Here is a 22,900-nt window from a genome sequence, read left to right on the forward strand (position 1 = left end):
AATGCTGCGAGAGCTCCTTGATGTGAATCTGTATACTTTTGCAGGCTTAATTGGCTTCATTGTCCACTTCTAGTCTGCATCGGTTTTCTTATATGTCACCGAATATTTGCTTCAAATGATGCTCCAGGTGATCAACATAGTCATCAAACATCCAACCCATCGTAACGATTTGTGCCTCGCTTAAAGGGTACTCCTTCTGCAAATTGTTCTCCGGAGTTCTCTCGATCACCGCGGCCACCTGTTTGTTCAGGCTCAACCATAAACTCAGGACTTGATCGAAAGGAAGATCTTGATATCCCATGAGCTTTACCCATTGCTCCTGATCGTATCTAATCACCGTTTGCGGCTGTTCCTCATATTGTGCACGGATGAACCTTTGCAGATTGTTTTGAGCAGAGTCGCAGAGATGCCCTAGTATTTCCTTTTTGGACCATTTATGAGGCTGAGGCCGTATGGACAACTCCGGCTCCGGCAAGACACCAAACTTCGCGGGAACCTCCGCGATCCAATGGTTCAGGCGTTCTATAACTTTCATCGGTTTCCCCCTCCTGACGGCTATTCTGCCTGCATCTCATGTAACCCTATTTTACCTCGGCTTCGGGGCATCGGTAACCCGCCTTCACAAAAGAAAAAGCCTGCCTCCGTGTCCCGGGCAGCAAGCCATTTTTTTGAAAATCCAACAAATCACCTGTAGAATCTGTTCATCACTTCTATTTTCATTATTGATTGATCAATTACAAATTTATATCATTCAGATACCTTCTTTTTAAGCTTTGCTTGCCATATCCGCAATCTGTTCCAGCCATGCAGCTCTTGTGGACTCGTCGGAGTTGGGTACGGATTCAAGGAATAGATGATACATTACGTCCAGTCCGCAGTATTCAAAGATTCCCTTGTCTGATGTCAAACGTAGCGCTTGATCCATTCCATTCGCTGCATACTGGGCATGCGACTTGCCCTGCGTGTTGATAATGACAGCCTTTTTCCCTTTTAACAATCCCATTTGAACGCCATTTACATATCTGTAAGCGAATCCGTAGGAAAATACACGCTCAATGTACCCCTTCATAATGGCCGGCAGTCCGGTCCACCAAATGGGATAAATAAAGGTGATGACATCAGCCCATTTCAGATATTCCTGCTCTTGAACAACGTCTTCGCCTATCCCTCCAAGGATTTCGCTGCTGCTTATGACAGGCTGAAATTCCATCGCGTACAGGTCCCGTACGATAACGTTATATCCCTTTTGTTGAAGACCTTCTACGGCTGTTTCCAAAATAGCATGGTTAAAGCTCTCTTTTCTCGGGTGGGCATAAATAATAAGATGATTCATTCGGTTTGCTCCTCTCGAATTTTGGTTTCTTGAATTACTATTAGCCCTTGCATTAAATTTAGTGAGTGATTGATCAATTACAATATGAGAAAAAAATTTCTCTATCTCTTTACCATCAGCCCTGGCATATCCATCGCCATCGATACGTTACACAGCATGCCTCTGGCCAAAAAGTCTGATGTCTTCTCTTCCACGTCTGGAATGCCCGCTTTCTGAAAAGCATTTTCCACCAATTCCTTTACTTGGCCCATGCCTTTTTTCATCGCATCACGGATCGGCGTCTCCTGGATTGTCTGTGCCTGCATTTGAAGCAAGATTTCATTGCGATGCATGTTCATGATCTCCTCATAGGCACGAATGAAGCCGATTTCCAATTGCTCAGATGTTGACGTCTCAATGACTCGTTTAAAAGCCTCCAAGATTCGCAGCCACGATACTTCCAATGCTTCGACGAGCAGAGATTCCTTCGTAAAGAAACGGTAGACATAGGGCTGTGAGATGGAAGCACGCTCCGCGACTTGTGCTGTTGTTGCACGATAGTAGCCAATTTCCGCAAATATTTCAATAGCTGCAGATACGATATCGGTACGGCGGTTCGCAGATGCTGTATTTCCTTTCGCCATATCCATTCATTCCCTTCGTTTTAATATTGATTGATCAATCACTAACCATGATCACATTCTATTCCATCTTTTTCTAAAGTGCAAATCATTTTTCGAAAGAATTCACGATTTCGCTTTTTTAACATCGGCCTCCGAAAAGTACTGACATCATACGTTCAATCTATCAAAGGGATTCCTTTCATAATATTTCAAAAAAAGAGCCTGCCTCAGTTACCTGAGTGCAAGCTCTTTTGTGAATTTTATCGAACTTAAACCATATATGGGTAGTAAGTAATTGTTGGGTCAAAATCATCATTGTCATACTCTTTGCCGCCCCAGGCGATCACAACGATTTTGTCACGGTCCATATCTTCTTCGAGACGTTCCGCATCATTATCGGAGATCCCCATGGATTTCATCTTCGCGCGAAGCTCATCCCCGCGGGAACGGAAGATGTTGGCGATCGCCGTACCCATGCCCTCTTCATCCATGCCGATTTGCTCGGTGCCCGTTTGGTCAGCAACACGATCGGTTCTGTCTTTGTCATGAGCCAGGACATAAATACGATCCGTACTATATCCCTCTATCACAAATTTATCTACCTGAGCGTGAACATCACCTGCTGTATTTACGGTTTGAACCTTCGTCATATTCGTCATATTGGTTTCCATGATGGATTCCTCCTCTATTAATAATCATCTGCAGCGTCTGCTACAACGTTTATAACCGCAATGCGGGAGGGTGAACCTTGGAAATATTTTATGAGGCCGTATGAACTTCGTTTGCAACAAAAAAACACAGGCTCCCTCGCCTGTGCTTCGTTCGCAGTGCTGCGGCTATTTCCGGGATTTATTCCTTCCGCCGATCAAAACCTCGACATCCAGCCTGCCCAGCACATCAATCCATTCCTGGGAACATCCGGGGTCTGTAACGATCATGGATATGTGCTCGATGGGGGCAATTTGCGCAAAAGTGGTAACCCCAAATTTGGAATGATCCGCCACCAAAATAGACTCTTCGGTACGCTGCATCATTTTACGCGACAGCAAAGCTTCCTCCAGATTGTACTCGGTAATGCCATCCGCAAGTGAGATCCCCCCTGCAGAGATAAATGCTTTGTTGACCTTAAACTGATCCAGCAGCTGATGGGCAATGGCTCCTGCCGCTGCCTGGAAGCTCATATTAACCTCACCGCCGGCGAAGATCACTTTCCCCTGAAATCCTTCCAGCGCACAGGCCAAAATAGGGACGGAACTTGTTATGACAGTAACATCGGCACGGCCCATCAGTTCGCGCATGATTTCCAGTGTTGTCGTTCCATTATCCAGAAGCACGGTTTCCCCTTCTCCAACCAGAGCGGCTGCAGCTTTACCGATTGCCTGCTTTTCACTCTGATGCATCTGGGATCTCTTGATAAACGTCGGCTCAATCCGCTCGGAACGGGTTTGAACCGCTCCCCCGTATACTTTCCTTAGTCTGCCTTCCTTCTCCAGCCGGTCCAAGTCACGGCGTATCGTCTCTGTCGAGACATTGAACATCCCTGCCAGGGCATGCACCTGCACTTTTCCTTCCATGCTCAACTGGGCAAGAATGGTTTGCCGGCGCTCCTCATAGGTTAAGGACATACGAACATTCCTCCTGTTATTGACCTTTCCTATATCATTCAATGTGTTTTGTTGTTGTTTTCATTCAGTGTATTAGTTCTATACGATCCTTGTCAAACCTAGGAGGACCTTATTAGAGGAGTCTTTCCATTCCAGTATTAGCTTGTGTTAACAATATGTAAAAAAAGGATTGACAACATTTTACCTAGAGCATACAATCAACACGAAAAACAACATAAATTAACATGAATCAACATTATAATAAGCATCATTTTACAAGGGGGAAATAAAATGAGCCGCCAATTATCTTTTCGGCAGGACGGAACTTTTACAATCGTTCAATTCACGGATCTGCATTGGAAAAATGGAGAACCCGAAGATCAGCGCACCCGCGCCCTGATGGAAATGACGCTGGATGCGGAACAACCGGATATGGTTGTCTTTACTGGTGATGTCATCTATACCGGCCACGTATCACCCGGCCACACCGAATGTGATCATCCGGCTCAGGCTTTCCGGGATGCTGTCAGCGCTGCTGAGGAACGGGGAATTCCATGGGCTGTCGTCTTCGGCAATCATGACACGGAAAATCGTATCACCCGGGAAGAGCTTATGCAGGTTGTACTGAACCACAAGCATACCGTAGCTGAGTCCGGTCCAAAAGAGATTACCGGCGAAGGCAACTATTCCGTCGAGCTGATGGATGCTGGAGGAAAACCAGCGGCTAATTTATATTTCCTGGATTCCGGCAACCTCTCTCCTCTGGAACATGTTCCCTTCTATAACTGGGTAAGACGGGATCAGATCGACTGGCTGGTCAATGAATCGGCGCGGCTGAATCCAGTGAACCAGGCCAACAAGCTGCCTGCACTCGCTTTCTTCCATATACCGGTACCCGAATACCAGGAAGTTTGGGATAAAGAAACCTGTTACGGAAACAAATATGAGCCTGTGTGCTCTGCTCCCGTCAACTCGGGACTCTTCACGGCCCTGCTCGAAATGGGCGACGTTGTCGGTACCTTTTGCGGGCATGACCATGTCAATGATTACTACGGCGATCTGCACGGCATCCGACTTTGCTATGGACGCTCAAGCGGTTATAACACCTATGGCAGGGAAGGATTCAAGCGGGGTGCCCGCGTTATTCGCCTGACGGCTGGAGAGGCCGGATTTGCCACTTGGCTTCGCCTTGAAGACGGCTCGGTTGTCAGCGAACAGCCTGTTCATCATCCTGGCGACGACGAAAATTAACAACTAAGGGGCCATTTCATCTATGTTATTGCCAATTTTACTCGTACTCGCATCCGGTATGGCTCATGCTGTCTGGAGTATGTTTACCAAGCGGAGTCTGAACAAAGGCGTATTTCTATGGTCGATCATGATGATCCCTGCCGTGATCCTGCTGCCTGTCTTGATTATGGAACTGTGGAAGAATCCGCTAACCTGGGGTGCGTATGGATTACTGCTGCTTTCGGTCGCTCTTCAGGGTCTGTACTCCTGGCTGCTGTCCAAAACCTATGAGCTTGGCGATTTGTCGCAGATCTATCCGATTATGCGGGGAACCAGCACACTGCTGGTCCCGATCATCGGGGTATTATTTCTCAAAGAATCATTGTCCATGTTCGGATGGATCGGAATTATCTTAATGCTCGGGGGCTTCTTCCTGCTCAGCGGATTCGGCCCGGGCCGCAAAAAAGCAAATACGCAGCCGCAAAGCTTGAAGCCTTTTGCATTAGCGCTTTGTGTTGGCCTGTGTACCACCAGCTATGTATTCGTGGATAAACTCAATCTCGATCATGTCTCTCCGGTAGCCTTGCTCGAAGTGACCAACATCGGCTTTGTGGCAGGCTTGACCCCGCTCGTGCTGGCCTCTCGCCAGTTGAAGCAGGAGTGGCGCAAGAATCGTTCTACCATTCTGTTGGGAGCAATCCTGAATCCGGGTTCATATCTGCTCTTCCTTTTCGCGATGCAGCAGGCACCTATGGCCCACATCAGTCCACTGCGTGAAATTGGTACGGTTTTCGCCACTTTCCTTGGAATTCTGCTACTGAAGGAACAGCAGGGTCTGAAGCGGATCACGACTTCCATTATTGTGTTCTGTGGGATTTTGTTGATCGGGATGTGGGGATGATTAAACGATGAAAAAGTCCATCAGATGATGGACTTTTTTTGAGTCTGAAATGCACACTGGGATCATGATTATCTAATGAATTAATGATGCTCTCAAGTTATTAACGCCATTTTCCAGATAACCTTTTAAACAAGTCAACACATATACCCAGCCTTCTTTTTGTCCTATCATTTTATTTACGATTTCGGGGTCATCTTCTTTCAAACCCGATTCGTTTACTTCAATCATTGTACTCGTATCATCCAGTTCATGAAGTGTAATGGTAACAACCGTTTCTTCGCCAACTCCTCCCCACGAGAACCTGATTTTCTGATTTCCCTCGACTTCCAATACATGTATAACCACTTCTGCATTGTACTCATCATATCTCCATGTAATCGTCTTGCCCTGCTCCACTCTTCCAGTTCCCGATGAAAACCAATAATTAGACATTTTTTCTGGGTCTGCTATGGCTTCAAACACTTCATCAGCCGGCTTGAGTATTTTAAATTTCGTAGTTACCTGCGTATCCATGCACCATCCACTCTCTTTCCGTATATTGAACAAGCAATAGATCTTTTTATAACTGATCTGAGCTTATCATAAGTGACATGATATATAGTATCTCCAATTGAAACTCGCAATACCTTATCCCGCGTTTAAGCTATGACTTGTTCTATGCCCCTGCTAAAGCCCGGTTTGTGGGTATAAGGTATGATGGAGGAATCTGGAAACTTCTTATACAATATAGGGTATTATCCCGGTGTCTATAGATGACAAGCAACTGTAGAATCGTACTGTTACGCCGAACACCTATGTTTTCATAGTCTTATAGTTACTTTTAATTGTATGAAATGAAGGAGGATTATCGTGAGCCGAAGTGAACAAAGTCGTAATAAACTTGAACAAGTGATCCTTGAACATCAATTCGAGCATGCCTCAGCGTATCTGTTGGAAAACACTCGGCATGGCATCCGGTGCACTAAAGCCGGAGTGGCAAACTATGATATCCCTTGTGTCTCCAGAATCGGTGGAGATCCGGATCTTCCTCCTCAGGCGGAGTGGCCAGCGACGACTGACGGTACGCCTATGACTTTTTTAGTTCAATTGAATCTAAAAGATGTGGCGAGCCACGACGAATCATCGCTGCTTCCCACTGGCGGCATGCTTTATTTTTTTGTCGGAATCGATGAGCCGGCCTACCATATCCAGCATCGCGTATTATTTTTGCCGGATGATCAGCTGGCTTCCGCTGAGCGCCGCTTGTCTCCTGAGGTCACTGCTTTGAAAGAACGATTTTGCGGATATCAGCTGGAAGCCCGTACATCACTTGAGCCTCCGAATTACGCCTATGTGGACTATGAACAGATCGAGAATGAGTCGGTTGGTTATGAAGAATATGAAGATTTGACCTTTTCGCTAAGTAACACGCAACGTGATGATGCTGCCCTGCTTTTTGGCTATCCTACAGGCCAGCACGATGACAGTGAATACGAAGCCGCCTTAATGATTTTGACAGGTCAAAACTACAGCTACAGCACCACAAAGGCGTTAGAGCAGCTAACCGCTCATTTTGCAGGAGATGAAGAAAAAGCTAAGCAAGAGATCCAGGATACTCTGATGCTCCTTGAAATTGAATCTGACGATGATGTTGGATTTTGCTGTGGGATGCCGGCGTACTGCATTTCTTTATTCGCAAGGAAGATTTGCTGGCAGGGCGTTTTGACCGTACATATTGTTCGCTGTATTCAAGCTGAAGGATCAGAGACGGTGACCGATTCGATATATTCATGAACTGTTAAAAGGAGACGAGACGGACTATGAACGAAGTGCTTGAGGAAGAAAAGGACTTTGGATTTGCGCGGGTCTATGCAGTTGAATTGAAGTACCGTCAGCAGCCCCATCTGGATCGAAATGCGCTTTATGAAAAAATGGAGCGTTATACAGGAAAAGTAGCACCACCTGATCAACAGAAAACAGAGGAAGCAGCGCTTGCCGTGTGGGAAGCGGATGAGCAAGCCGATAAGGATATGCTGCACTTTTTCCATTTGAATTACATGGTTTCCTATTCGGAAGGAGAAATGCCCGCCCAAACCAGCTTGATGGATATGGAGCATCGTCCGGCTTCGGACTACGTGACGGCCATTCAGCAATCCTGGCATTGGCAGGAAGCCGCTCAGACACTTGAAGAATGCAATCATTCGCTCCTTTTAATAGATATGATGGCATCCGGACTTGATCCTCAATCAAGGTTACAGCTGTTCTCCGGTGCACTTCGGGCCATACTGGAGACGGCTCCTTGCGACGCAATCTATTTTCGGGAGAGTGACAAGCTGGTGGAGCCCGGTGCGTACCTCACTGCAATTGAAGAAGATGCCATTCTATATGGTGCAATGAATATACGTTTCTATAATGTCGAAGGAACTGATAGCGGACGGGCTGAGGGCTTGATGGATTCCATCGGGCTTGCCGCGCTTGGCATTCCGGATGTCCAGTGCCATTTCTATGATCTTGAGCCTGGTGAGGTTGCGGGACATTTGACGAATATCGGATATTATCTATTTAAGCAAGGTGATGTGATTGCTGACGGGGAGACGATCGGCTTCACTGAGGATATGCGCTGGCGCTGTGAGCACCAATATGCACTTGCCGCACCACACCGTGTTGTGATCGACATTGATCCGGGAGAGGATCATTATGCGGGGAGACAGGAATCTAACAGATAGAACGTTACTGCTATTTTAAATAGCTATTTTAGATAACATCCATTTCTAGTGAATGCTTCGAAACCTGATCCATGGATCAGGTTTCTTTTTTTAATTACTTTTGCTTCCTCGGCGCGACCTTGAACCGGAGCCTCATAACTGCTCTGCCTGAACGTAATGCAGCCGGTGCCAAAGGTCTCTTTAGCCCGCTTCAACGGAATATTATTGATTGGAATTTGGGGATAATGTTTACATACTCTTTGAGCCAGCTTGGCTATCTTAACTTCACTTGCTTCAGACATTTGATATTTTCGATTTTGCCGTAAAGGAGAGAAAACAATGAATTTCAAACATATTACCGTTGCAGGAAGCGGCGTTTTAGGAAGCCAAATTGCATTCCAAACGGCTTTTCACGGATACCAGGTTTGTGTTTACGATATTAACGATCAAGCACTCGAAAAGGCAAAAGAACGTCTTGCCGGCCTGCAAAAGGTATATACAGATTTCTTCAAAGATGAGGCTAAAGCAGAGGCCGCATCCCGGCGCTTCACTTTTAGTTCTGAATTGGCTGAAGCTGTAAAGGATGCAGATTTAATCATTGAAGCGATTCCAGAAGTTGTTGACATTAAGACGAATTTTTATAAGCAGCTCTCTCCCCTGGCTCCCGCAAAAACAATCCTCGTGACCAACTCCTCTACGATGGTGCCTAGTCAATTTGCGGAGTACACCGGGAGACCCGAGAAATTTCTAGCGCTTCATTTTGCCAATGAGGTATGGAAGAATAATACCGCCGAAATCATGGGACATGCTGGGACTGATCGGAACGTAGAACAGAAAATTATTGATTTTTCGGCATCCATCGGCATGGTTCCCCTCCATATTAAGAAAGAACAACCTGGTTATATTTTGAACTCCTTACTGGTACCATTTCTCGATGCTGCTGAGATGTTATGGATTAACGATATTGCAAATCCTGAAACCATTGATAAGACTTGGATGATTGCAACGGGCGCACCAACTGGGCCCTTCGCTATTTTGGATGTTGTCGGCATACAAACCGCCTATAATATTGCCCTCGGCAAAGCCCAGGCAGACCCTTCACCTGATAATAAGTTCCGGAAGATGGCTGATATCTTAAAAACCGAGTTCCTCGACAAAGGCAAAACAGGCCAAGGCTCTGGTGAAGGCTTCTATAAATATCCGAATCCATCGTATGCAGATCCGAATTTCTTAAAAGCATAATAAGTTATGAAAAAGGAGGAGGCTCGGTATGAGGCCCCTCCTTTTTTATTCATTGTTCACTCGACAACGGGATGATTATATAGATTTAAACCCATTTTTTTTTCGCTTTCCACGCGACGAGCAGAGCCAAAATCAACAAAATAAAATTCTACCCACGGGAATGAAAAATTCCATGTCGCAGGGTATATCAAATACGGATGTCATCCCTTGCGGTTTCTTTTATAAGATTCGCTTCTGCTGCCCGAAGTAGAGTATAGTAGGAGTAGTTGAGAATATATTCCAGGAGGCGACAGCCATGTCACAGGAGATTTGGATTAACCTGCCGGTCAAAGATGTTGAGAGGTCAACTGCCTTTTTCAATGAGATTGGATTCCATGCGGTGAGCGTTGGTAACGAGAGAGCCCAGCTTGTCATAGGCCAAACAACGATTCTGCTGTTCCCGGATGCGGCGTTTGAGAAATTTACAGGTTCAAAAACCGCAGATACTTCCCATAGCGCGGAAGTGATATTTTCCATTGGCGCCGAAAGCAGAGAAGAAGTAGATGCATTTATTCAAAAAGTAGAGTTTGCCGGAGGAAGCATTTTTGGCAAGCCGAGTGAAACTGACGGCTGGATGTACGGTGCAGGATTTGCCGATCTGGACGGTCACCGCTGGAACCTGCTGTATATGGATGAGAGCAAAATGCCGAAACGCTAATTTTGATAATCCTATATCTTTTTACGGGGTTTAACAGCCGATACGATAATAATAAACTGCACTAATATCATGAACCAAATCTTTGATAAACGTCTTTGATTCGTCCTTTGGCTAACCCCCCATAAGTTTATTGTGGCCTCCCAAGGATTATTTGTTATAATACTTATAGCTTAAAGGAGGTGCTTTTTTGATCACCCATTTCATGCGTTTAAGGTAATGTGAGGTACAGTACATGTTGACTCATCCATTTTTTTGAAGAATGGACTGGGTTTATTTGTAATGTGCCTTTTTCATTTTACCTAAACAAATGAATGAGGTGTTTTTTGTGTTGTCCAAAAAAAAGAAGTGGTCTAACATCACCGGGAATAAATCCCGTACTCATACAAACGGCAACGGCCGTAATTTCTCTGGTCAGCATTTATTGCATAACAAACGCGTGGTGCATGACTTGATAACAACCGCAAAGATTACAAAAAACGATGTAGTCATTGATATAGGTGCTGGCTTAGGTGCCATTACACTGCCCTTGGCTGAGAAGGCAAAGAAGGTCATTGCCTTTGAGAATGATATTAGTTTTCTTCGGAAATTGCATGATAAGGTTGAGGGCATATCAAATATTAGAACCATCCACAGAGATTTTCTACAAGGATATCTTCCGCGAGAACCCTTCTGTGTAGTAGCAAATATTCCATTTTCTATCACTACACCAATTTTGAGAAAACTTTTAGACCCGGCAATACCGCTGCAACGAGCGGCTATCATTATTGAAAAAGGAGCTGCTAATCGTTTTACTGCCTCATTAATGAAAAATCCCGAAATACTAAAATGGAGAATGTGGTATGACATTGAGATGGTCCAGGTGCTAGCTCCAACTTATTTTTCGCCCCCTCCAAAGGTTGAATGCAGCATATTGTCTATTCAGAGAAAGGCAAATCCTGATATCCCAAGCCGCTATGAATCTGTATTTATGGGTCTTGCTGAACATGGGTTAAGAAATCCGAAATTGTCATTTAGCGATGCGCTAAGGGAAGTATTTACTTCCCCTCAGTTGAAACATTTAGTTGTGAGCTTGGGGATTGCCAGAGATACTCCTATGTGTTCATTAAATGAACTTCAGTGGGCAGGAATATTCCAAACAATGGTTAAACATGTTGCCCCGCTGCACTGGCCGAAAAAATCACGAATCAAAAAAAGGCAGCGGTATTAAGTCTAATAGTTCTTATTGGAAAGAAAGGGTTATAATCGGCACAATATTTCTTTTTTGGTGAATCGATAGGCCTAGAGTAGGGTAAACACGTAACCTAAACCGTCCATATCGTATTTTCGTTAAAATGATGTCTGGACCCCATGCCCATCTAGCTAAGAACCATGGTTTGATCTAATGACTCCAGAAGATTTACGTGCGGTGACACCCTTGATCTATACTCACGTTAATCCATATGGCACATTCCGATTGGATATGAAGGAAAGACTTCCATTGGAAGGTGAACTTGCATGATTGAAAACCGCGTATCCGCAAAAAGAAAAGTCAGGGAACTGGCGAAATATCTTCGCGCAGAACGACCGGACTATGCTTACTTAAAAAGTTTGTTTCAACATTTAAGAAGTGAGCTTGAAATTGAGGTTCCAAAATCATTATAGAAGCTGCCTTACGTGCCGACAGAAGAAGAATTAAAAAGATACTATGAAGTGGTTTGGAGAGCCAAGAATTTTCAAGACATGATGATTATGATAACCCTCATGTATACAGGTGTCCGGGTCAGTGAGTTAATCAGCATTAAGCTGGCGGACATCGATGAAAAAGAAGCAAGCGGCCTGTTTGTTTGTGTCCTCATGGAAAAAAAAGTACACTGACGAGGAATCCGTAAGATTTTGGCCAAATATTCAGGGGAGGCCAAGTTATCTCAAAACCTGTCTCATCATAATACGGTAACGCCGGTCTCCTTCTGAAGGTCACCGGCGTTTTATAATCTCATCTCTACATTCAAATCCAAACTTTGCTTGGAAGGGAAAATTCGTGGGTTAAAATATTGGGAAACCCAATACCGAGCACTTAGATAGCTCTTATCTTAGGCTGGGTCGTGCGTTGTCTGCTATTCCTACAATGATTATATATCTGACAACCGAGTGTCGACAATGTCGACACGATGCGTGAATATGGTGTTAGATGATGTTACAGCCTTCACAGTTATACATACAAGCTTCTTTTCTTTAGCTCTACTATGATTAATTCCGCCAATAGTTCAGGTGACTTAATTCCATTAACGATTAAATCACAATCAGACTTCACTCTGGTATTGATCGCATGATAAAGATCCCTTACAACGAATAAATACTGAGATAAATATTCCTCCATCTGCTTTAGCGGCTCGTCAGCTTTACTACCCGATCTCTGAATACCTTCTAATGTTCTTAATATTCTTCGAGCTAATGCTACTTCTAGTGGAATATCAATACACACTGCAAAATCAATAAGTTCGCCGATCCCTTCTCGACCTCTACCAAAAGGCTCTTCAACGATTATATATTTATCGGGCTTTAGTTCTTGTTTATTATGTGGGAGTACGATTGTTCCTCCATTGGCTAAATTAGATAAGTCCTTTAAAAAATCAGGGTTTAATACTTGTTTGGGATCAGCCCCTTCTTTCAGCCATGCAGAGAAATCTTCCGGATAAGTATTTGATAAAACATAATCATCGAAATGAAACGAAACGGCTTCATCAAGCTTTTTCTTTAGCTCATTAACTAATGTACTTTTCCCAGAGCCTGAGGGGCCGCTGATAGAAATAATAAATGATGAATTATTCATTTTTCTTTATTCCTCTCATATTTATTTTACTTTGCGGCAATTTCAGCTAACGTTGTTGTGTTCCCGACGCCTCACCGTCCTAAGATTCCGTAGGAGCCTGGTCCGCTTGTGGACTTGGGAGGTGCAGGTGTGTCTGCTGAATCATCTTTCTCAAAATTCCTCTTGCAGACCAAGGGGCGTATGCCCCTCAGTGGAAACACCGTGTTATGTGAAGGACCTGCCTTCTTCGAACTTACTTCCAAAATTCTCTTATAATAGATCTAGCCAGTTTGATTTCTTGTTTACTTTATTTATACTGTTCTTCAACCAATTTCTTTCATCCGGTCTTATATAGTTTAAATAGTTGAGAAAGTCTTGTTCATCGTGTGGTCTAGGATTCGTGCTCTTAAAGAGTAACTACCATTCAAGGGCTACATAGGGGAAATAGTCAGGATTTTTTCTGATAAATCTTTCTAGTTCCATTGTTATAGAGCGATCTTTCCTAAAGACTACTTTTTCATTAATGGTTTCTGTCAATAATATCTCTATAAAATCATGCTCTCTAAACAAATGCAAACAATAACGTGGAATAAAAGTATCTTCTATAGAAGAGCAAGTTTCCAGTCGAGCTTCTCCGGGAATCGCCACCTTAATATCCCACTGTTTGAAGTAATCTAATGCTTCTTGAGTATGCTCACGAAATATTACTATATCAATATCCCCATGCTCCCTCGTCTGTCTACCAATTGCCAAATCGATTGACCAACCGCCAGCAATAAACCAGGGAAAATTAAATGATTTCATTTCATTCATAATAAAGTTTAACTGGCTAGAATTTATTCGACTCATAAATCTCCTTTAGATGGCTTTATAGGTTTTTATAAGATTGCAGGTCTTTCACATAACGTTAATGTGTTCACGAACCCGAGAACCTTAAGTCCGAAGGAGCCGACCGCGGCGAGATTAGGTTAGTAGGGTTGTCCGCCTGCACTCGCTTCCTTGAAAACCCTCGGGCGAACCGAGCAGCCTCCAGGATGCTGTGATGCGTGAATACTTTATTATGTGACGATCTACTCTTCTTCGAAATACTTGTTATGTCTTCTGAAATTTCGCCCTTTTTAGCGCCTCTTGATATAACTCGTAATTATCTTTTATCCAAGGAACATTTAATACCTGTTCAGGTTTTAATAGTCCTCGTCCGCGAATCTCGTCATTCGGTTGAATATCATCTAAATGAATGATATTAGACCAGAAGAATGCCATATAGTTCTTAGGAAAAGGGTATTTGTAGTTCTCTGGTTTTTCTCCGAACATTTCAATTTCCACAAAACCCAAAAGCTTAGGGTCAAGTATCTTTGCTCCTGTCTCTTCGTATAGTTCTCTTATTACTGCTTCTTCTGCAGATTCTTCTCGTTCAATGTGTCCACCCGGTATATCCCAACCTCTAGCATGCAAATCAGTTAAAATAATTTCGTCATTTAAAAATGCTAGAACGAATGAACAGGTTATCAAATGCCTATCAGGCATAACGTCGGATATAACTGTTGAGATCTGGTTAGGTTCTGGAAGCCAATCAATGTCTTTATCTATTTGAATTATGCGCATTCAATAGCTCCTTCTTTTATATATAGTAGATTGTCGTATAACGTTGTTGTATTCCCGACGCCCCACCACCTTAAAGGAGCTCGCAACCATAGGCGAAGTCGGTTCCCGACTGGGCGCTACCGCGCTTAGGTGGTGCGGGTGTGTTGCCTGAATCCATTTCCCCGAAATGCCTCTGGCAACCAAGGCCCCTTTTGGGCGGTGTTATATGTTGTAGCCGCCTTCTTCGATTTCGCATAATTTATTTATGTTGTCATATTTACATTTAACTCTTGGTTGTCTATTTAGCATTTCCCTTTTTATAAATGCATTAATAAATGGATTATATCTATTCCAGTTAAAAAGAACTGCATATCCGCATTGATATTTGAACAAGGTTTATTCTTATTTCTGATCTGCTATTCCAACTTCGACTATCCCATTCGACACCACTTAAATCATCACCGCCATACAAGATAATACCTAATTTTACATTTCTAAATTGTGAAACAGCCATAAATGCTGCTGCTTCCATTTCTACAGTTACACACCCTTCTGCTTTCCGCAACTCAACCTTTTCTTTAGTCTCTCTATAAAATGAATCTGTCGTCCAAGTTTTTGCCTTTATATACCTGATGTTATGTATATTAAAATCTTCCTCTATGATTTTTAATACCTCTAGATTACATTCAATTTCTCTTGATGGCTTAATGTAATGGTATGATACTCCTTCATCTCTCACTGCAGAAACTGGTACTAATACATGTCCAACAGCAATGTCTTTTTTTAATACACCTGCACCACCACAAACTATAAATTTCTGAAAACCATAGGCTATCAGTTCTTCTAAGAATCCTGCTGAACCTGCAGCTCCTAAATACCCCAAAGTAATATGTACCTTTTTCCCTTGATAATATGTTTCATATATTGGCAAATCTACAGTCTCGCAATGTAGACATGCAACTTCTTTCAACTTTCCCTCCGTTTTCATTTTTTCAATTACATCTCGAAAAAAAGTTATTACACAGTATTCAAATTCTTCTTTTGGCTTGATAAAATTAGTAGCCTCTATTATTGCAACTCGCGATTCATCAAATTCCAATATCGGGAATTCATTACTATCGATTTTTTTGCTCTTCATCTCGACTTACCTCCAAAGTAATTTAAAATTTTTTTATTATTTCTTTGCGGCTATTAAACGGGTCGTCAGACTTAGATGGTTGAATGTATCGCCTGAATTAACCTCTCTGATTTTCCTCTTGGCGATCAAGGGCGAACGCCCGCAGTAGGAATGCTATGTTATCCGGTGTTCATGCCTTCTTGAATAGCTTCCAAATACTATATTTTATATTTCTTTTGTATAGCTTTTAATATATTTTCCACACTGCTATCATCCCAAATAACTACATAGTACTTTTCTTTAATTAACTTTTGAAGAGCGCCAAGTCGATGATTACCATCCCTTACACTTAAAGAGCCTTCTCTATTTTCAGCAATTAATGGGGGCATATCCCATCCGCTTTCTATACGATTAGAGATTTGATTAATGTTATAATTCCACCAATCTTCATCTTCTACATATTCCATATTTGACTCAGGACCAACAACTCTATCTAGATAACTAATATCGATTTCAATTGGCCCTAACCAATATCGTCTTTTCATTTTTAGTCCTTCCGATAATCCAACATTATTTCCTTCGCCATTTAAAAAAAGATGAATCCATGTTTCAATATTATCATTTGCAGCGTACTCCATTGCAGCATTTAAAGTAAATCTAGTCATAGCTACGACTCCCTATCTAAAATATTGTCTTTTAGTTTTTTAAATACCATGCTTGAATTTCGGATAACGTTGATGTATTCACTACGTCCCACTGAATTAAGACGGAAGTCGCCGGGCGCGATGATAGTCGATGCGGATGTGTCCGGCTGATCTCGCTTCCCCAATACTGAAAATTCCTCAAAGATTCCTCTTCTAGCTTCGTGTCGGACCGACGGCGAATGCCCGAAGCGTGAATATGTTGTTATGCGAATCTGATGACTTCTTAAAACACATTAATCTCTCCAAGCCTTTATTTGTTTATTTCCTTTGTCATAAGCTTTGACATCTATAAAGGTAGTCATTAAATTAGGCTCTTGTACCTCTTGATACACATCAGGAATTCTATAGATAAAGGTATTATTTACAGCAGTTACTTCCCGTGTCTCTCCATTTTTGAACTCGATTTGAAATTTTTCTATTGGGATTTCAGAATATAATGCTCCCCATATATAATTCCCTTTATTTTGTTTGTGCTCAACTCGAACCAAAAATGCAGGCCCATTGTTTGACTGTGATGTCCAACCCGAACTTTGACTATCGTTCTTGTAATAATACCGTCCATACTTTTTATGAAATACACCAAATACATACTGATCCTGATCTTTATATAGTACTAATCTATTTATCTCGTCCTTATTTACTGTACCCACTTGAGATTTCCATTGAGATTGTACTGCTTTATCTAAAGTGCTATATCCCCATATATCTTTCCAATTAATGATCAGCCAGATTACAAGAATGGCAGCGCAAACAACTAAGACTTTCTTCATGAATCACCTCTTTTTCAATTGGTATTTCAGCAGTTTCGCATAACGTTGTTGTATCTACAAAACCCGAGAGGCATAAGGCGCAAACGCGCCGGGTCAGACGGACTTAGCCTCGCAGGTTTGTCGCTGAATCAACTTCTCTGCTCACCTCATCTTGCGAACCAAGGGCGAAGCCCGCAGCGTAGATACATTGTTATAAGATGTCCCCGCCTTCATAGTACAACTCCTCAATAAACAAGATCTTCACGCACTTCTATTCCCATCTCATTACAATAATCTCTATATTTCTTTAGTACTGTATAAATATCATCTTGACCAACAACTACATTATCGTTGTCAAAATATTGCAGTGATCCACCTAGAATAAACAAAGTAATTACTTCTTCATCTTCAGAAATAAGAGTATGTATGTCCCCGGGTGGTTCAAAAATAAAACTTCCTGGTTTCGCAATCCAATTTCGACCTTCATATCTCCATTGTCCTTGTATGTTATATCCTATTACAGATCCACCAGTATGCCGGTGGCGCGTTAGCACTTGGTTACTCTTTATCTTAAAGAGGTATATCCAAGTCCCTGTGGCAAGATCAAATCTCAGCGGTTTAAAATAACAACTCACTTCTTCCCCTTCATCGAAAGGAACCCACGGTAAATCTTCAACATTTAACACTCTTTCAGGTAATTGGAGATTCTCTGCTAGTTTTACTACAGAATCTTTAATCAATTGATTCATGCTATAGTCTCCTCTTAAGTTTTTATCTTTATTTGCGGGGATTTCTTATAACGTTCGTGTAGCTCTGAATCATTTTCTCGTGATCCATTCAAGTACTTTGCTGCTGAACAAAAGTATGAAATCTATGAACTTGACTACAATAAGCTTTTATCGTTTTGGTACTATAACCTCGAAGCTGCAGTGAATGGATTAAGGACCTTTTTATTGAAGTATCCCATGGATATGTTGGAATGATATCCTTCGTGTGTACTTCATGGTTAAGCAAACTGCATTCTTTCAACAACACAGTAATCAACATGAATTTTCATTCCTTCAAAAAGTGTTTGCAACTGTTGAATTGATTCGGGTGTAAATGGAATATTCCAGCCCTTTTGATCATGAATCCATTTCCTTCCTGGAATTTCTCGAATCTTCATAACCATTTGTTCATCATATTTAAAACGAACATACAAGGAACCTTCGTCATTCCGAGACACCCATATACTCACGTTCCCACCCTCTCATTATATCACCAGCCCAATTATTGGAAAATAAAAAGAGCTCACAAGCGTCGCCATCGACATTGTAAGCTCCCGATACTTTCGGTGCTATCTATCCGCATACTGCAAAAACATATTTAGGTAAACTCCTCCCAGACAGCGATTATACACCCCCATTTTGACCAACCACACTCTATGAAGAAGTTAGGCATTTTTCGCCGTGCTCAAGCACGAAGATACAGCGTAAACGGAATTTTGGTGATGCTCTTCGCGATAACATGATGACGATTCGCGTAGCGAATCGGTCTTGATGTTTCACGCCAGCTTCGAATAACTCTCACGGTCTTATGACGAACGATTAGATCCTTTCCTACTTACTCCTCTTCATCCTTGTTATTCGCATCATTATCCTTTGCTTCACCACTCATCGTCCGAGATGAAATCGTCATTCTCCTGCCTTTCTCTAATTCCTGCCCCCCTGCCCAAAAAGAAAAGCCGAGCAAATGTCAGGAAATAATCCTGGATCTGCTCGACTCTGATACGACTTTTAATTGCTCGCTACGAGTTTAATTTGCTCGGAACGACTTTATTTACCTTGAACAAAGCTTTTAAGGATATTTATCCTAATTACTCCACCGTCACGCTCTTCGCCAAATTCCGCGGCTTATCCACGTCGTTTCCTCTCGCGAGGGAAGCGTAGTAGGACAGCAGCTGCAGCGGAACAACAGACAATGCTGGTGTTAGCAGCGGCAGCGTCTTCGGAATGGCAAAGGCCTGGTTTACGGATTTGAGCAGGCTGACAACATGCTCTTCATGCGTAATCGCCATGATGTCGGCACCGCGGGCACTAACCTCTTTGATGTTGCTCACGGTTTTCTCAAGTACATCCTCCTGGGTTGCCAGGGCAATAACAGGAATACCGTCTTCGATTAGCGCGAGCGTACCATGCTTAAGCTCACCGGCTGCATATGCCTCGGAATGGATATAGGAAATCTCCTTCAGCTTGAGCGAGCCTTCCTGTGCCACTGCAAAATCGATTCCCCGTCCAATAAAGAATAAGTGCTCATGCTTGGAGATCTGTTCTGCATAGGCTTTGATCGCTTCCGGTTTGGCCAACATGCTATCGAGCTGCTCAGGCAGGGCCTGCATGGCTGCAATAATCTGTGCAACCTGTTCTGGCGTTTGCGTACCGCGCACCTCAGCAAGGTACAGGGACAGCAGATAGAACGCGATCAACTGGGACGTGTATGCCTTGGTCGAAGCAACCGCAATTTCCGGTCCAGCCAAAGTTGCGATCACATCATCCGCATCCCGGGCAATAGAGCTTCCCACCACGTTGGTGATGGCCAGCACATGTGCACCATGGGACTGTGCTTCGCGGAGAGCTGCCAGGGTATCTGCCGTTTCACCCGATTGGCTGACTACGATGACCAGCGTATCCGGTGTAACGATTGGTGAACGGTAACGATATTCGGAAGCCACATCTGTCTCTACCGGAATCCGTACCAGTGACTCAATTGCATTACGGCCAACGAGGCCTGCATGATAAGCTGTGCCACAAGCTACGATTTGTACTTTATTGATGCTTTTAATTTTTTCCGGAGTCAGCTTCAGCTCAGGCAGTACAACCTTTTTACCGGATTCGTCAATCCGACCGCGCATCGTGTCACGATATGCTTTAGGTTGTTCATGAATCTCTTTAAGCATGAAATGCTCAAAGCCGCCTTTTTCCGCAGTGACGGCATCCCAGTCGACATGAATCATTTCCCGAGAAATAAAATTCCCTTCAATGGTCATCAATTCGACAGAGTCCTTCGTCAATACAGCCATCTCACCGTCGTTCAGGATATACACATTACGCGTATATTGCAGAATCGCCGGAATATCCGAACCGATAAAGTTCTCGCCTTCCCCAATCCCGATAATCAGTGGGCTTGCCTGACGAACTGCAACCAATTTATCCGGTTCGTATTCAGTCAGCACGCCAAGTGCAAATGCACCGCGCATATGCGTAATGGCTTTCTGCACCGCTTTGACGATGTCGCCTTCATATTCACGGGCGATCAGATGCGAAATCACTTCGGTATCGGTTTCCGACACAAAATGATGTCCTTGCTCGATCAGCTCATCCTTCAAATCCAAATAATTTTCGACAATACCGTTATGCACGACCGAAAACTTATGGCTGTTGTCCGTATGAGGATGGGAGTTCACATCCGATGGTTTACCATGGGTTGCCCAGCGCGTATGTCCGATACCTGCGCTTCCCACAAGTGGAGCTTCCTCCAGCTTTGATTCCAGATTCGCAATCCGGCCCTTCGCCTTGGAAATTTGCAATCCCTGATTGGTGAATACCGCAATCCCTGCAGAATCATATCCACGGTACTCCAATTTCTTCAAACCCTCGATCAATACTTCCTGTGTATCTTTCTGACCAATATATCCGACAATACCACACATAATTAAAATTCCTCCGTTCACTTCTCCAAAGTGGGTTTAGTGAGCTTACGGGAAAAGTCAGTCCGTGCGGCATATGCCAGAATGTACGGAAAACAAACTTGTATGAAGTTTACAAGGTACGTTCACGAATGTACATCTGGCTGCTGCACGCACTTACTGCTATCATGCCCGCACACTCATGAAATATGATTTTCTTATCACCCACCGGAAGCGTTGTGTGAACGGTCGCCCATCCATTTTCCGTTTTCGGTTTACGGCTGTGGTGAATCACCGGAAGGTCCCCGCCGAATGTTTCGAACACCTTCACCTCGTCAACTTGGTGCTGCCGTGAATCCGCTGCTGGAAGCCGGATCCTTTCCCCGCGCAAGCCCAAGTTCTGGCGCTATTAATAATGAACCTCACAATCCCCGCTTTCTATTTTCGAATAACATTTACTCATTATATTCAAGTCGGGCCACTTTGGCAATCCGGCACACAACCCATGCCAGGCCATCCTACCCCATATTCACCTTAAAGGAAGGCCGATGAAACCTGAACATTAGTTTCACCGGCCTATGATAAAAGTTCCTTCATTTTACTATAAAAATAAACCTCTGGTCTTACACAAGCTCCCGCTTCACGACTTCTACGATCTGGTTCACGTATTGATCCAGCTGGTCCTTATCCGGACCTTCTGCCATTACGCGAATAAGAGATTCCGTACCGGACGGACGTACCAGCACACGGCCATTATCGCCCAGAATGCCTTCCACTTCCGCAATGGCACCTTCAATCGCTGTGTTGCCTTCGTACTTGCTCTTATCCTCTACACGCACGTTTACGAGCACCTGAGGATATTGGCGCATCATGGTTCTGAGCTCGCTCAGCTTTTTACCGGAACCCGAAATGGTGTCCACCAGCTGAATTGCCGTTAGTATGCCATCGCCGGTCGTGTTGTAATCGAGGAAAATAACATGGCCGGACTGTTCGCCGCCCAGGTTATAACCGCCCTTACGCATCTCTTCCATCACGTAACGGTCACCGACCGCAGTCTTGGCTGTTTGCAGCCCCAGCTTCTCTGTGGCTTTGTAAAAGCCAATGTTGCTCATGACTGTTGATACAATTGTTCCATTATTCAATTTGCCTTGCTTGTTCATGGAATGACCGCAGATGCAGAGGATAAAGTCGCCATCAACCTCTTCACCATTGTTATCGATAGCGATCAAACGGTCCGCATCCCCATCAAAAGCCAGACCCAGGTCTGCTTTCGCCTTCAAAACCTCTTCCTTCAGCTTTTCAGGGTGTGTAGAACCACAATGATCGTTAATGTTCAATCCGTTCGGCTCAGCACCGATCTTCACTACTTCGGCACCCAACTCTTCAAAAAGCTTTGGTGCCAGCTCATAGGCTGCCCCATTCGCGCAGTCCAGCACGATTTTCAAACCGTCAAAGCTGTGACTGATCGTTGATTTTAAATACTCCAGATATTTATATTTGGATTCATTGTCCACAATCACGTTACCAAGGTCTTTACCTACAGGACGTGGCAGACTGTCGGTTTCTGCATCCATCAATGCTTCAATCTTCAGCTCAGTCTCATCGGATAGTTTGAATCCATCCCCGCCAAAGAATTTAATGCCGTTATCCTCTACAGGATTATGAGAAGCAGAGATCATTACACCTGCATCAGCTTTCAGCAATCTGGTAATGTATGCTACGGCCGGTGTAGATACTACGCCCAAACGCACCACATGGGCACCAATAGACAGCAGACCTGCTACCAGCGCGGACTCCAGCATAACGCCGGACACACGCGTATCCATACCAATCACTACGGTTGGCTTCTCCACATCACCTGTAAGTACATAACCACCACAGCGACCGATACTGTATGCCATCTCAGCCGTTAATTCCTTATTTGCGACACCGCGTACACCGTCAGTTCCAAAATATTTCCCCATGATTGTTCTCCTTTTTTATATACTTCCGGTTTGAAAA

At 43.6% G+C, this 22,900-nt stretch carries 26 protein-coding genes; 9 read left to right on the plus strand and 17 right to left on the minus strand.

Going from position 1 to position 22,900, the window contains the following annotated elements; all coding sequences use genetic code 11:
* Nucleotides 1–88 precede the first annotated feature (88 nt).
* From KJS65_RS27905 to KJS65_RS27925, 5 genes are all read right to left on the minus strand, one after another.
* Nucleotides 89–535: a DinB family protein gene (locus tag KJS65_RS27905; protein WP_213653089.1), complete on the minus strand. Its 447-nt coding sequence runs from the start codon at nucleotides 533–535 to the stop codon at nucleotides 89–91.
* Nucleotides 536–766: 231 nt separating this feature from the next.
* Nucleotides 767–1,333 (minus strand): NAD(P)H-dependent oxidoreductase, encoded by a 567-nt coding sequence (locus KJS65_RS27910; protein WP_136609046.1) that lies wholly within the window; start codon nucleotides 1,331–1,333, stop codon nucleotides 767–769.
* Nucleotides 1,334–1,434: 101 nt separating this feature from the next.
* Entirely contained in the window at nucleotides 1,435–1,956 is a 522-nt protein-coding gene (locus KJS65_RS27915; protein WP_213653090.1) for a TetR/AcrR family transcriptional regulator, read from the minus strand.
* Between the two features lie 248 nt (nucleotides 1,957–2,204).
* Nucleotides 2,205–2,606 carry a YflT domain-containing protein gene (locus KJS65_RS27920; protein ID WP_244864901.1) on the minus strand — a complete coding sequence of 134 codons (402 nt, stop codon included), beginning with the start codon at nucleotides 2,604–2,606 and terminating at the stop codon, nucleotides 2,205–2,207.
* 165 nt (nucleotides 2,607–2,771) lie between these two features.
* On the minus strand, nucleotides 2,772–3,560 hold the full coding sequence (locus tag KJS65_RS27925; RefSeq protein ID WP_213653091.1) for a DeoR/GlpR family DNA-binding transcription regulator: 789 nt from the start codon (nucleotides 3,558–3,560) through the stop codon (nucleotides 2,772–2,774).
* 270 nt (nucleotides 3,561–3,830) lie between these two features.
* Here KJS65_RS27925 and KJS65_RS27930 point away from each other — a divergent pair, with 270 nt between their 5' ends.
* Both KJS65_RS27930 and KJS65_RS27935 read left to right on the plus strand, forming a co-directional pair.
* A complete protein-coding gene (locus KJS65_RS27930) occupies nucleotides 3,831–4,790 on the plus strand; it encodes a metallophosphoesterase family protein (protein WP_213653092.1) in 960 nt (319 codons plus the stop codon).
* Nucleotides 4,791–4,812: 22 nt separating this feature from the next.
* Nucleotides 4,813–5,670: a DMT family transporter gene (locus KJS65_RS27935; protein ID WP_213653093.1), complete on the plus strand. Its 858-nt coding sequence runs from the start codon at nucleotides 4,813–4,815 to the stop codon at nucleotides 5,668–5,670.
* 72 nt (nucleotides 5,671–5,742) lie between these two features.
* On the opposite strand, the gene KJS65_RS27940 is transcribed toward KJS65_RS27935, so the two are convergent.
* Entirely contained in the window at nucleotides 5,743–6,183 is a 441-nt protein-coding gene (locus KJS65_RS27940) for an SRPBCC family protein (protein ID WP_213653094.1), read from the minus strand.
* A 336-nt stretch (nucleotides 6,184–6,519) separates the two neighbouring features.
* On the opposite strand from KJS65_RS27940, the gene KJS65_RS27945 reads away from it, so the two are divergent.
* From KJS65_RS27945 to KJS65_RS30015, 7 genes are all read left to right on the plus strand, one after another.
* Nucleotides 6,520–7,443 (plus strand): YwqG family protein, encoded by a 924-nt coding sequence (locus KJS65_RS27945; RefSeq protein WP_483874584.1) that lies wholly within the window; start codon nucleotides 6,520–6,522, stop codon nucleotides 7,441–7,443.
* A gap of 26 nt (nucleotides 7,444–7,469) precedes the next feature.
* Nucleotides 7,470–8,375, plus strand: coding sequence for a DUF4261 domain-containing protein (locus KJS65_RS27950; protein ID WP_213653095.1), 906 nt, complete (start codon nucleotides 7,470–7,472; stop codon nucleotides 8,373–8,375).
* Nucleotides 8,376–8,693: 318 nt separating this feature from the next.
* Nucleotides 8,694–9,596, plus strand: a complete 903-nt coding sequence (locus KJS65_RS27955; RefSeq protein ID WP_213653096.1) for a 3-hydroxyacyl-CoA dehydrogenase — start codon at nucleotides 8,694–8,696, stop codon at nucleotides 9,594–9,596.
* Nucleotides 9,597–9,891: 295 nt separating this feature from the next.
* Nucleotides 9,892–10,293 carry a VOC family protein gene (locus KJS65_RS27960; RefSeq protein ID WP_213653097.1) on the plus strand — a complete coding sequence of 134 codons (402 nt, stop codon included), beginning with the start codon at nucleotides 9,892–9,894 and terminating at the stop codon, nucleotides 10,291–10,293.
* 328 nt (nucleotides 10,294–10,621) lie between these two features.
* Nucleotides 10,622–11,500, plus strand: coding sequence for a 23S ribosomal RNA methyltransferase Erm (gene erm / locus KJS65_RS27965; protein ID WP_244864902.1), 879 nt, complete (start codon nucleotides 10,622–10,624; stop codon nucleotides 11,498–11,500).
* Between the two features lie 287 nt (nucleotides 11,501–11,787).
* A complete protein-coding gene (locus KJS65_RS30010; RefSeq protein WP_244864903.1) occupies nucleotides 11,788–11,934 on the plus strand; it encodes a hypothetical protein in 147 nt (48 codons plus the stop codon).
* A gap of 12 nt (nucleotides 11,935–11,946) precedes the next feature.
* Complete coding sequence (locus tag KJS65_RS30015; RefSeq protein ID WP_244864904.1) at nucleotides 11,947–12,147, plus strand: hypothetical protein; 201 nt, start codon at nucleotides 11,947–11,949, stop codon at nucleotides 12,145–12,147.
* A 334-nt stretch (nucleotides 12,148–12,481) separates the two neighbouring features.
* Here KJS65_RS30015 and KJS65_RS27975 read toward each other — a convergent pair whose 3' ends face one another.
* The 11 genes from KJS65_RS27975 to glmM all read right to left on the minus strand — a co-directional run bounded on the left by KJS65_RS27975 (nucleotide 12,482) and on the right by glmM (nucleotide 22,863).
* Entirely contained in the window at nucleotides 12,482–13,102 is a 621-nt protein-coding gene (locus tag KJS65_RS27975) for a P-loop NTPase fold protein (RefSeq protein ID WP_213653099.1), read from the minus strand.
* Nucleotides 13,103–13,498: 396 nt separating this feature from the next.
* Complete coding sequence (locus KJS65_RS27980; RefSeq protein ID WP_213653100.1) at nucleotides 13,499–13,930, minus strand: nucleotidyltransferase domain-containing protein; 432 nt, start codon at nucleotides 13,928–13,930, stop codon at nucleotides 13,499–13,501.
* 243 nt (nucleotides 13,931–14,173) lie between these two features.
* Nucleotides 14,174–14,686, minus strand: coding sequence for an NUDIX domain-containing protein (locus tag KJS65_RS27985; protein ID WP_213653101.1), 513 nt, complete (start codon nucleotides 14,684–14,686; stop codon nucleotides 14,174–14,176).
* A gap of 334 nt (nucleotides 14,687–15,020) precedes the next feature.
* Entirely contained in the window at nucleotides 15,021–15,803 is a 783-nt protein-coding gene (locus tag KJS65_RS27990; protein WP_213653102.1) for a nucleoside phosphorylase, read from the minus strand.
* A gap of 197 nt (nucleotides 15,804–16,000) precedes the next feature.
* Nucleotides 16,001–16,447, minus strand: a complete 447-nt coding sequence (locus KJS65_RS27995) for a ParB N-terminal domain-containing protein (RefSeq protein WP_213653103.1) — start codon at nucleotides 16,445–16,447, stop codon at nucleotides 16,001–16,003.
* 272 nt (nucleotides 16,448–16,719) lie between these two features.
* A complete protein-coding gene (locus tag KJS65_RS28000) occupies nucleotides 16,720–17,256 on the minus strand; it encodes a hypothetical protein (protein ID WP_213653104.1) in 537 nt (178 codons plus the stop codon).
* Between the two features lie 224 nt (nucleotides 17,257–17,480).
* A complete protein-coding gene (locus KJS65_RS28005) occupies nucleotides 17,481–17,984 on the minus strand; it encodes a 2,4'-dihydroxyacetophenone dioxygenase family protein (protein ID WP_213653105.1) in 504 nt (167 codons plus the stop codon).
* Nucleotides 17,985–18,241: 257 nt separating this feature from the next.
* Complete coding sequence (locus KJS65_RS28010) at nucleotides 18,242–18,472, minus strand: hypothetical protein (RefSeq protein ID WP_213653106.1); 231 nt, start codon at nucleotides 18,470–18,472, stop codon at nucleotides 18,242–18,244.
* A gap of 618 nt (nucleotides 18,473–19,090) precedes the next feature.
* A complete protein-coding gene (gene glmS / locus KJS65_RS28015) occupies nucleotides 19,091–20,923 on the minus strand; it encodes a glutamine--fructose-6-phosphate transaminase (isomerizing) (RefSeq protein WP_213653107.1) in 1,833 nt (610 codons plus the stop codon).
* Between the two features lie 109 nt (nucleotides 20,924–21,032).
* Nucleotides 21,033–21,224, minus strand: coding sequence for a hypothetical protein (locus KJS65_RS28020; protein WP_213653108.1), 192 nt, complete (start codon nucleotides 21,222–21,224; stop codon nucleotides 21,033–21,035).
* Nucleotides 21,225–21,522: 298 nt separating this feature from the next.
* Entirely contained in the window at nucleotides 21,523–22,863 is a 1,341-nt protein-coding gene (gene glmM, locus KJS65_RS28025; protein ID WP_213653109.1) for a phosphoglucosamine mutase, read from the minus strand.
* Nucleotides 22,864–22,900 lie beyond the last annotated feature (37 nt).

Origin of the sequence: Paenibacillus sp. J23TS9, from assembly GCF_018403225.1 — a bacterium.
Classification (GTDB): Bacteria; Bacillota; Bacilli; order Paenibacillales; family Paenibacillaceae; genus Paenibacillus_AQ.

What these genes read in the sequence shown, in the direction of transcription:
- KJS65_RS27915 (WP_213653090.1), bottom strand. Translation starts at nt 1,956, where the DNA reads ATGGCGAAAGGAAATACAGCATCTGCGAACCGCCGTACCGATATCGTA.
- KJS65_RS27990 (WP_213653102.1), bottom strand. Translation starts at nt 15,803, where the DNA reads ATGAAGAGCAAAAAAATCGATAGTAATGAATTCCCGATATTGGAATTT.
- KJS65_RS27925 (WP_213653091.1), bottom strand. Translation starts at nt 3,560, where the DNA reads ATGTCCTTAACCTATGAGGAGCGCCGGCAAACCATTCTTGCCCAGTTG.
- KJS65_RS27955 (WP_213653096.1), top strand. Translation starts at nt 8,694, where the DNA reads ATGAATTTCAAACATATTACCGTTGCAGGAAGCGGCGTTTTAGGAAGC.
- glmM (WP_213653109.1), bottom strand. Translation starts at nt 22,863, where the DNA reads ATGGGGAAATATTTTGGAACTGACGGTGTACGCGGTGTCGCAAATAAG.
- KJS65_RS27930 (WP_213653092.1), top strand. Translation starts at nt 3,831, where the DNA reads ATGAGCCGCCAATTATCTTTTCGGCAGGACGGAACTTTTACAATCGTT.
- KJS65_RS27975 (WP_213653099.1), bottom strand. Translation starts at nt 13,102, where the DNA reads ATGAATAATTCATCATTTATTATTTCTATCAGCGGCCCCTCAGGCTCT.
- KJS65_RS27960 (WP_213653097.1), top strand. Translation starts at nt 9,892, where the DNA reads ATGTCACAGGAGATTTGGATTAACCTGCCGGTCAAAGATGTTGAGAGG.
- KJS65_RS27995 (WP_213653103.1), bottom strand. Translation starts at nt 16,447, where the DNA reads ATGACTAGATTTACTTTAAATGCTGCAATGGAGTACGCTGCAAATGAT.
- KJS65_RS30010 (WP_244864903.1), top strand. Translation starts at nt 11,788, where the DNA reads ATGATTGAAAACCGCGTATCCGCAAAAAGAAAAGTCAGGGAACTGGCG.
- KJS65_RS28005 (WP_213653105.1), bottom strand. Translation starts at nt 17,984, where the DNA reads ATGAATCAATTGATTAAAGATTCTGTAGTAAAACTAGCAGAGAATCTC.
- KJS65_RS27980 (WP_213653100.1), bottom strand. Translation starts at nt 13,930, where the DNA reads ATGAGTCGAATAAATTCTAGCCAGTTAAACTTTATTATGAATGAAATG.
- KJS65_RS27935 (WP_213653093.1), top strand. Translation starts at nt 4,813, where the DNA reads ATGTTATTGCCAATTTTACTCGTACTCGCATCCGGTATGGCTCATGCT.
- KJS65_RS28000 (WP_213653104.1), bottom strand. Translation starts at nt 17,256, where the DNA reads ATGAAGAAAGTCTTAGTTGTTTGCGCTGCCATTCTTGTAATCTGGCTG.
- KJS65_RS27940 (WP_213653094.1), bottom strand. Translation starts at nt 6,183, where the DNA reads ATGGATACGCAGGTAACTACGAAATTTAAAATACTCAAGCCGGCTGAT.
- KJS65_RS27910 (WP_136609046.1), bottom strand. Translation starts at nt 1,333, where the DNA reads ATGAATCATCTTATTATTTATGCCCACCCGAGAAAAGAGAGCTTTAAC.
- KJS65_RS27985 (WP_213653101.1), bottom strand. Translation starts at nt 14,686, where the DNA reads ATGCGCATAATTCAAATAGATAAAGACATTGATTGGCTTCCAGAACCT.
- glmS (WP_213653107.1), bottom strand. Translation starts at nt 20,923, where the DNA reads ATGTGTGGTATTGTCGGATATATTGGTCAGAAAGATACACAGGAAGTA.
- KJS65_RS27905 (WP_213653089.1), bottom strand. Translation starts at nt 535, where the DNA reads ATGAAAGTTATAGAACGCCTGAACCATTGGATCGCGGAGGTTCCCGCG.
- KJS65_RS27950 (WP_213653095.1), top strand. Translation starts at nt 7,470, where the DNA reads ATGAACGAAGTGCTTGAGGAAGAAAAGGACTTTGGATTTGCGCGGGTC.
- KJS65_RS27920 (WP_244864901.1), bottom strand. Translation starts at nt 2,606, where the DNA reads ATGGAAACCAATATGACGAATATGACGAAGGTTCAAACCGTAAATACA.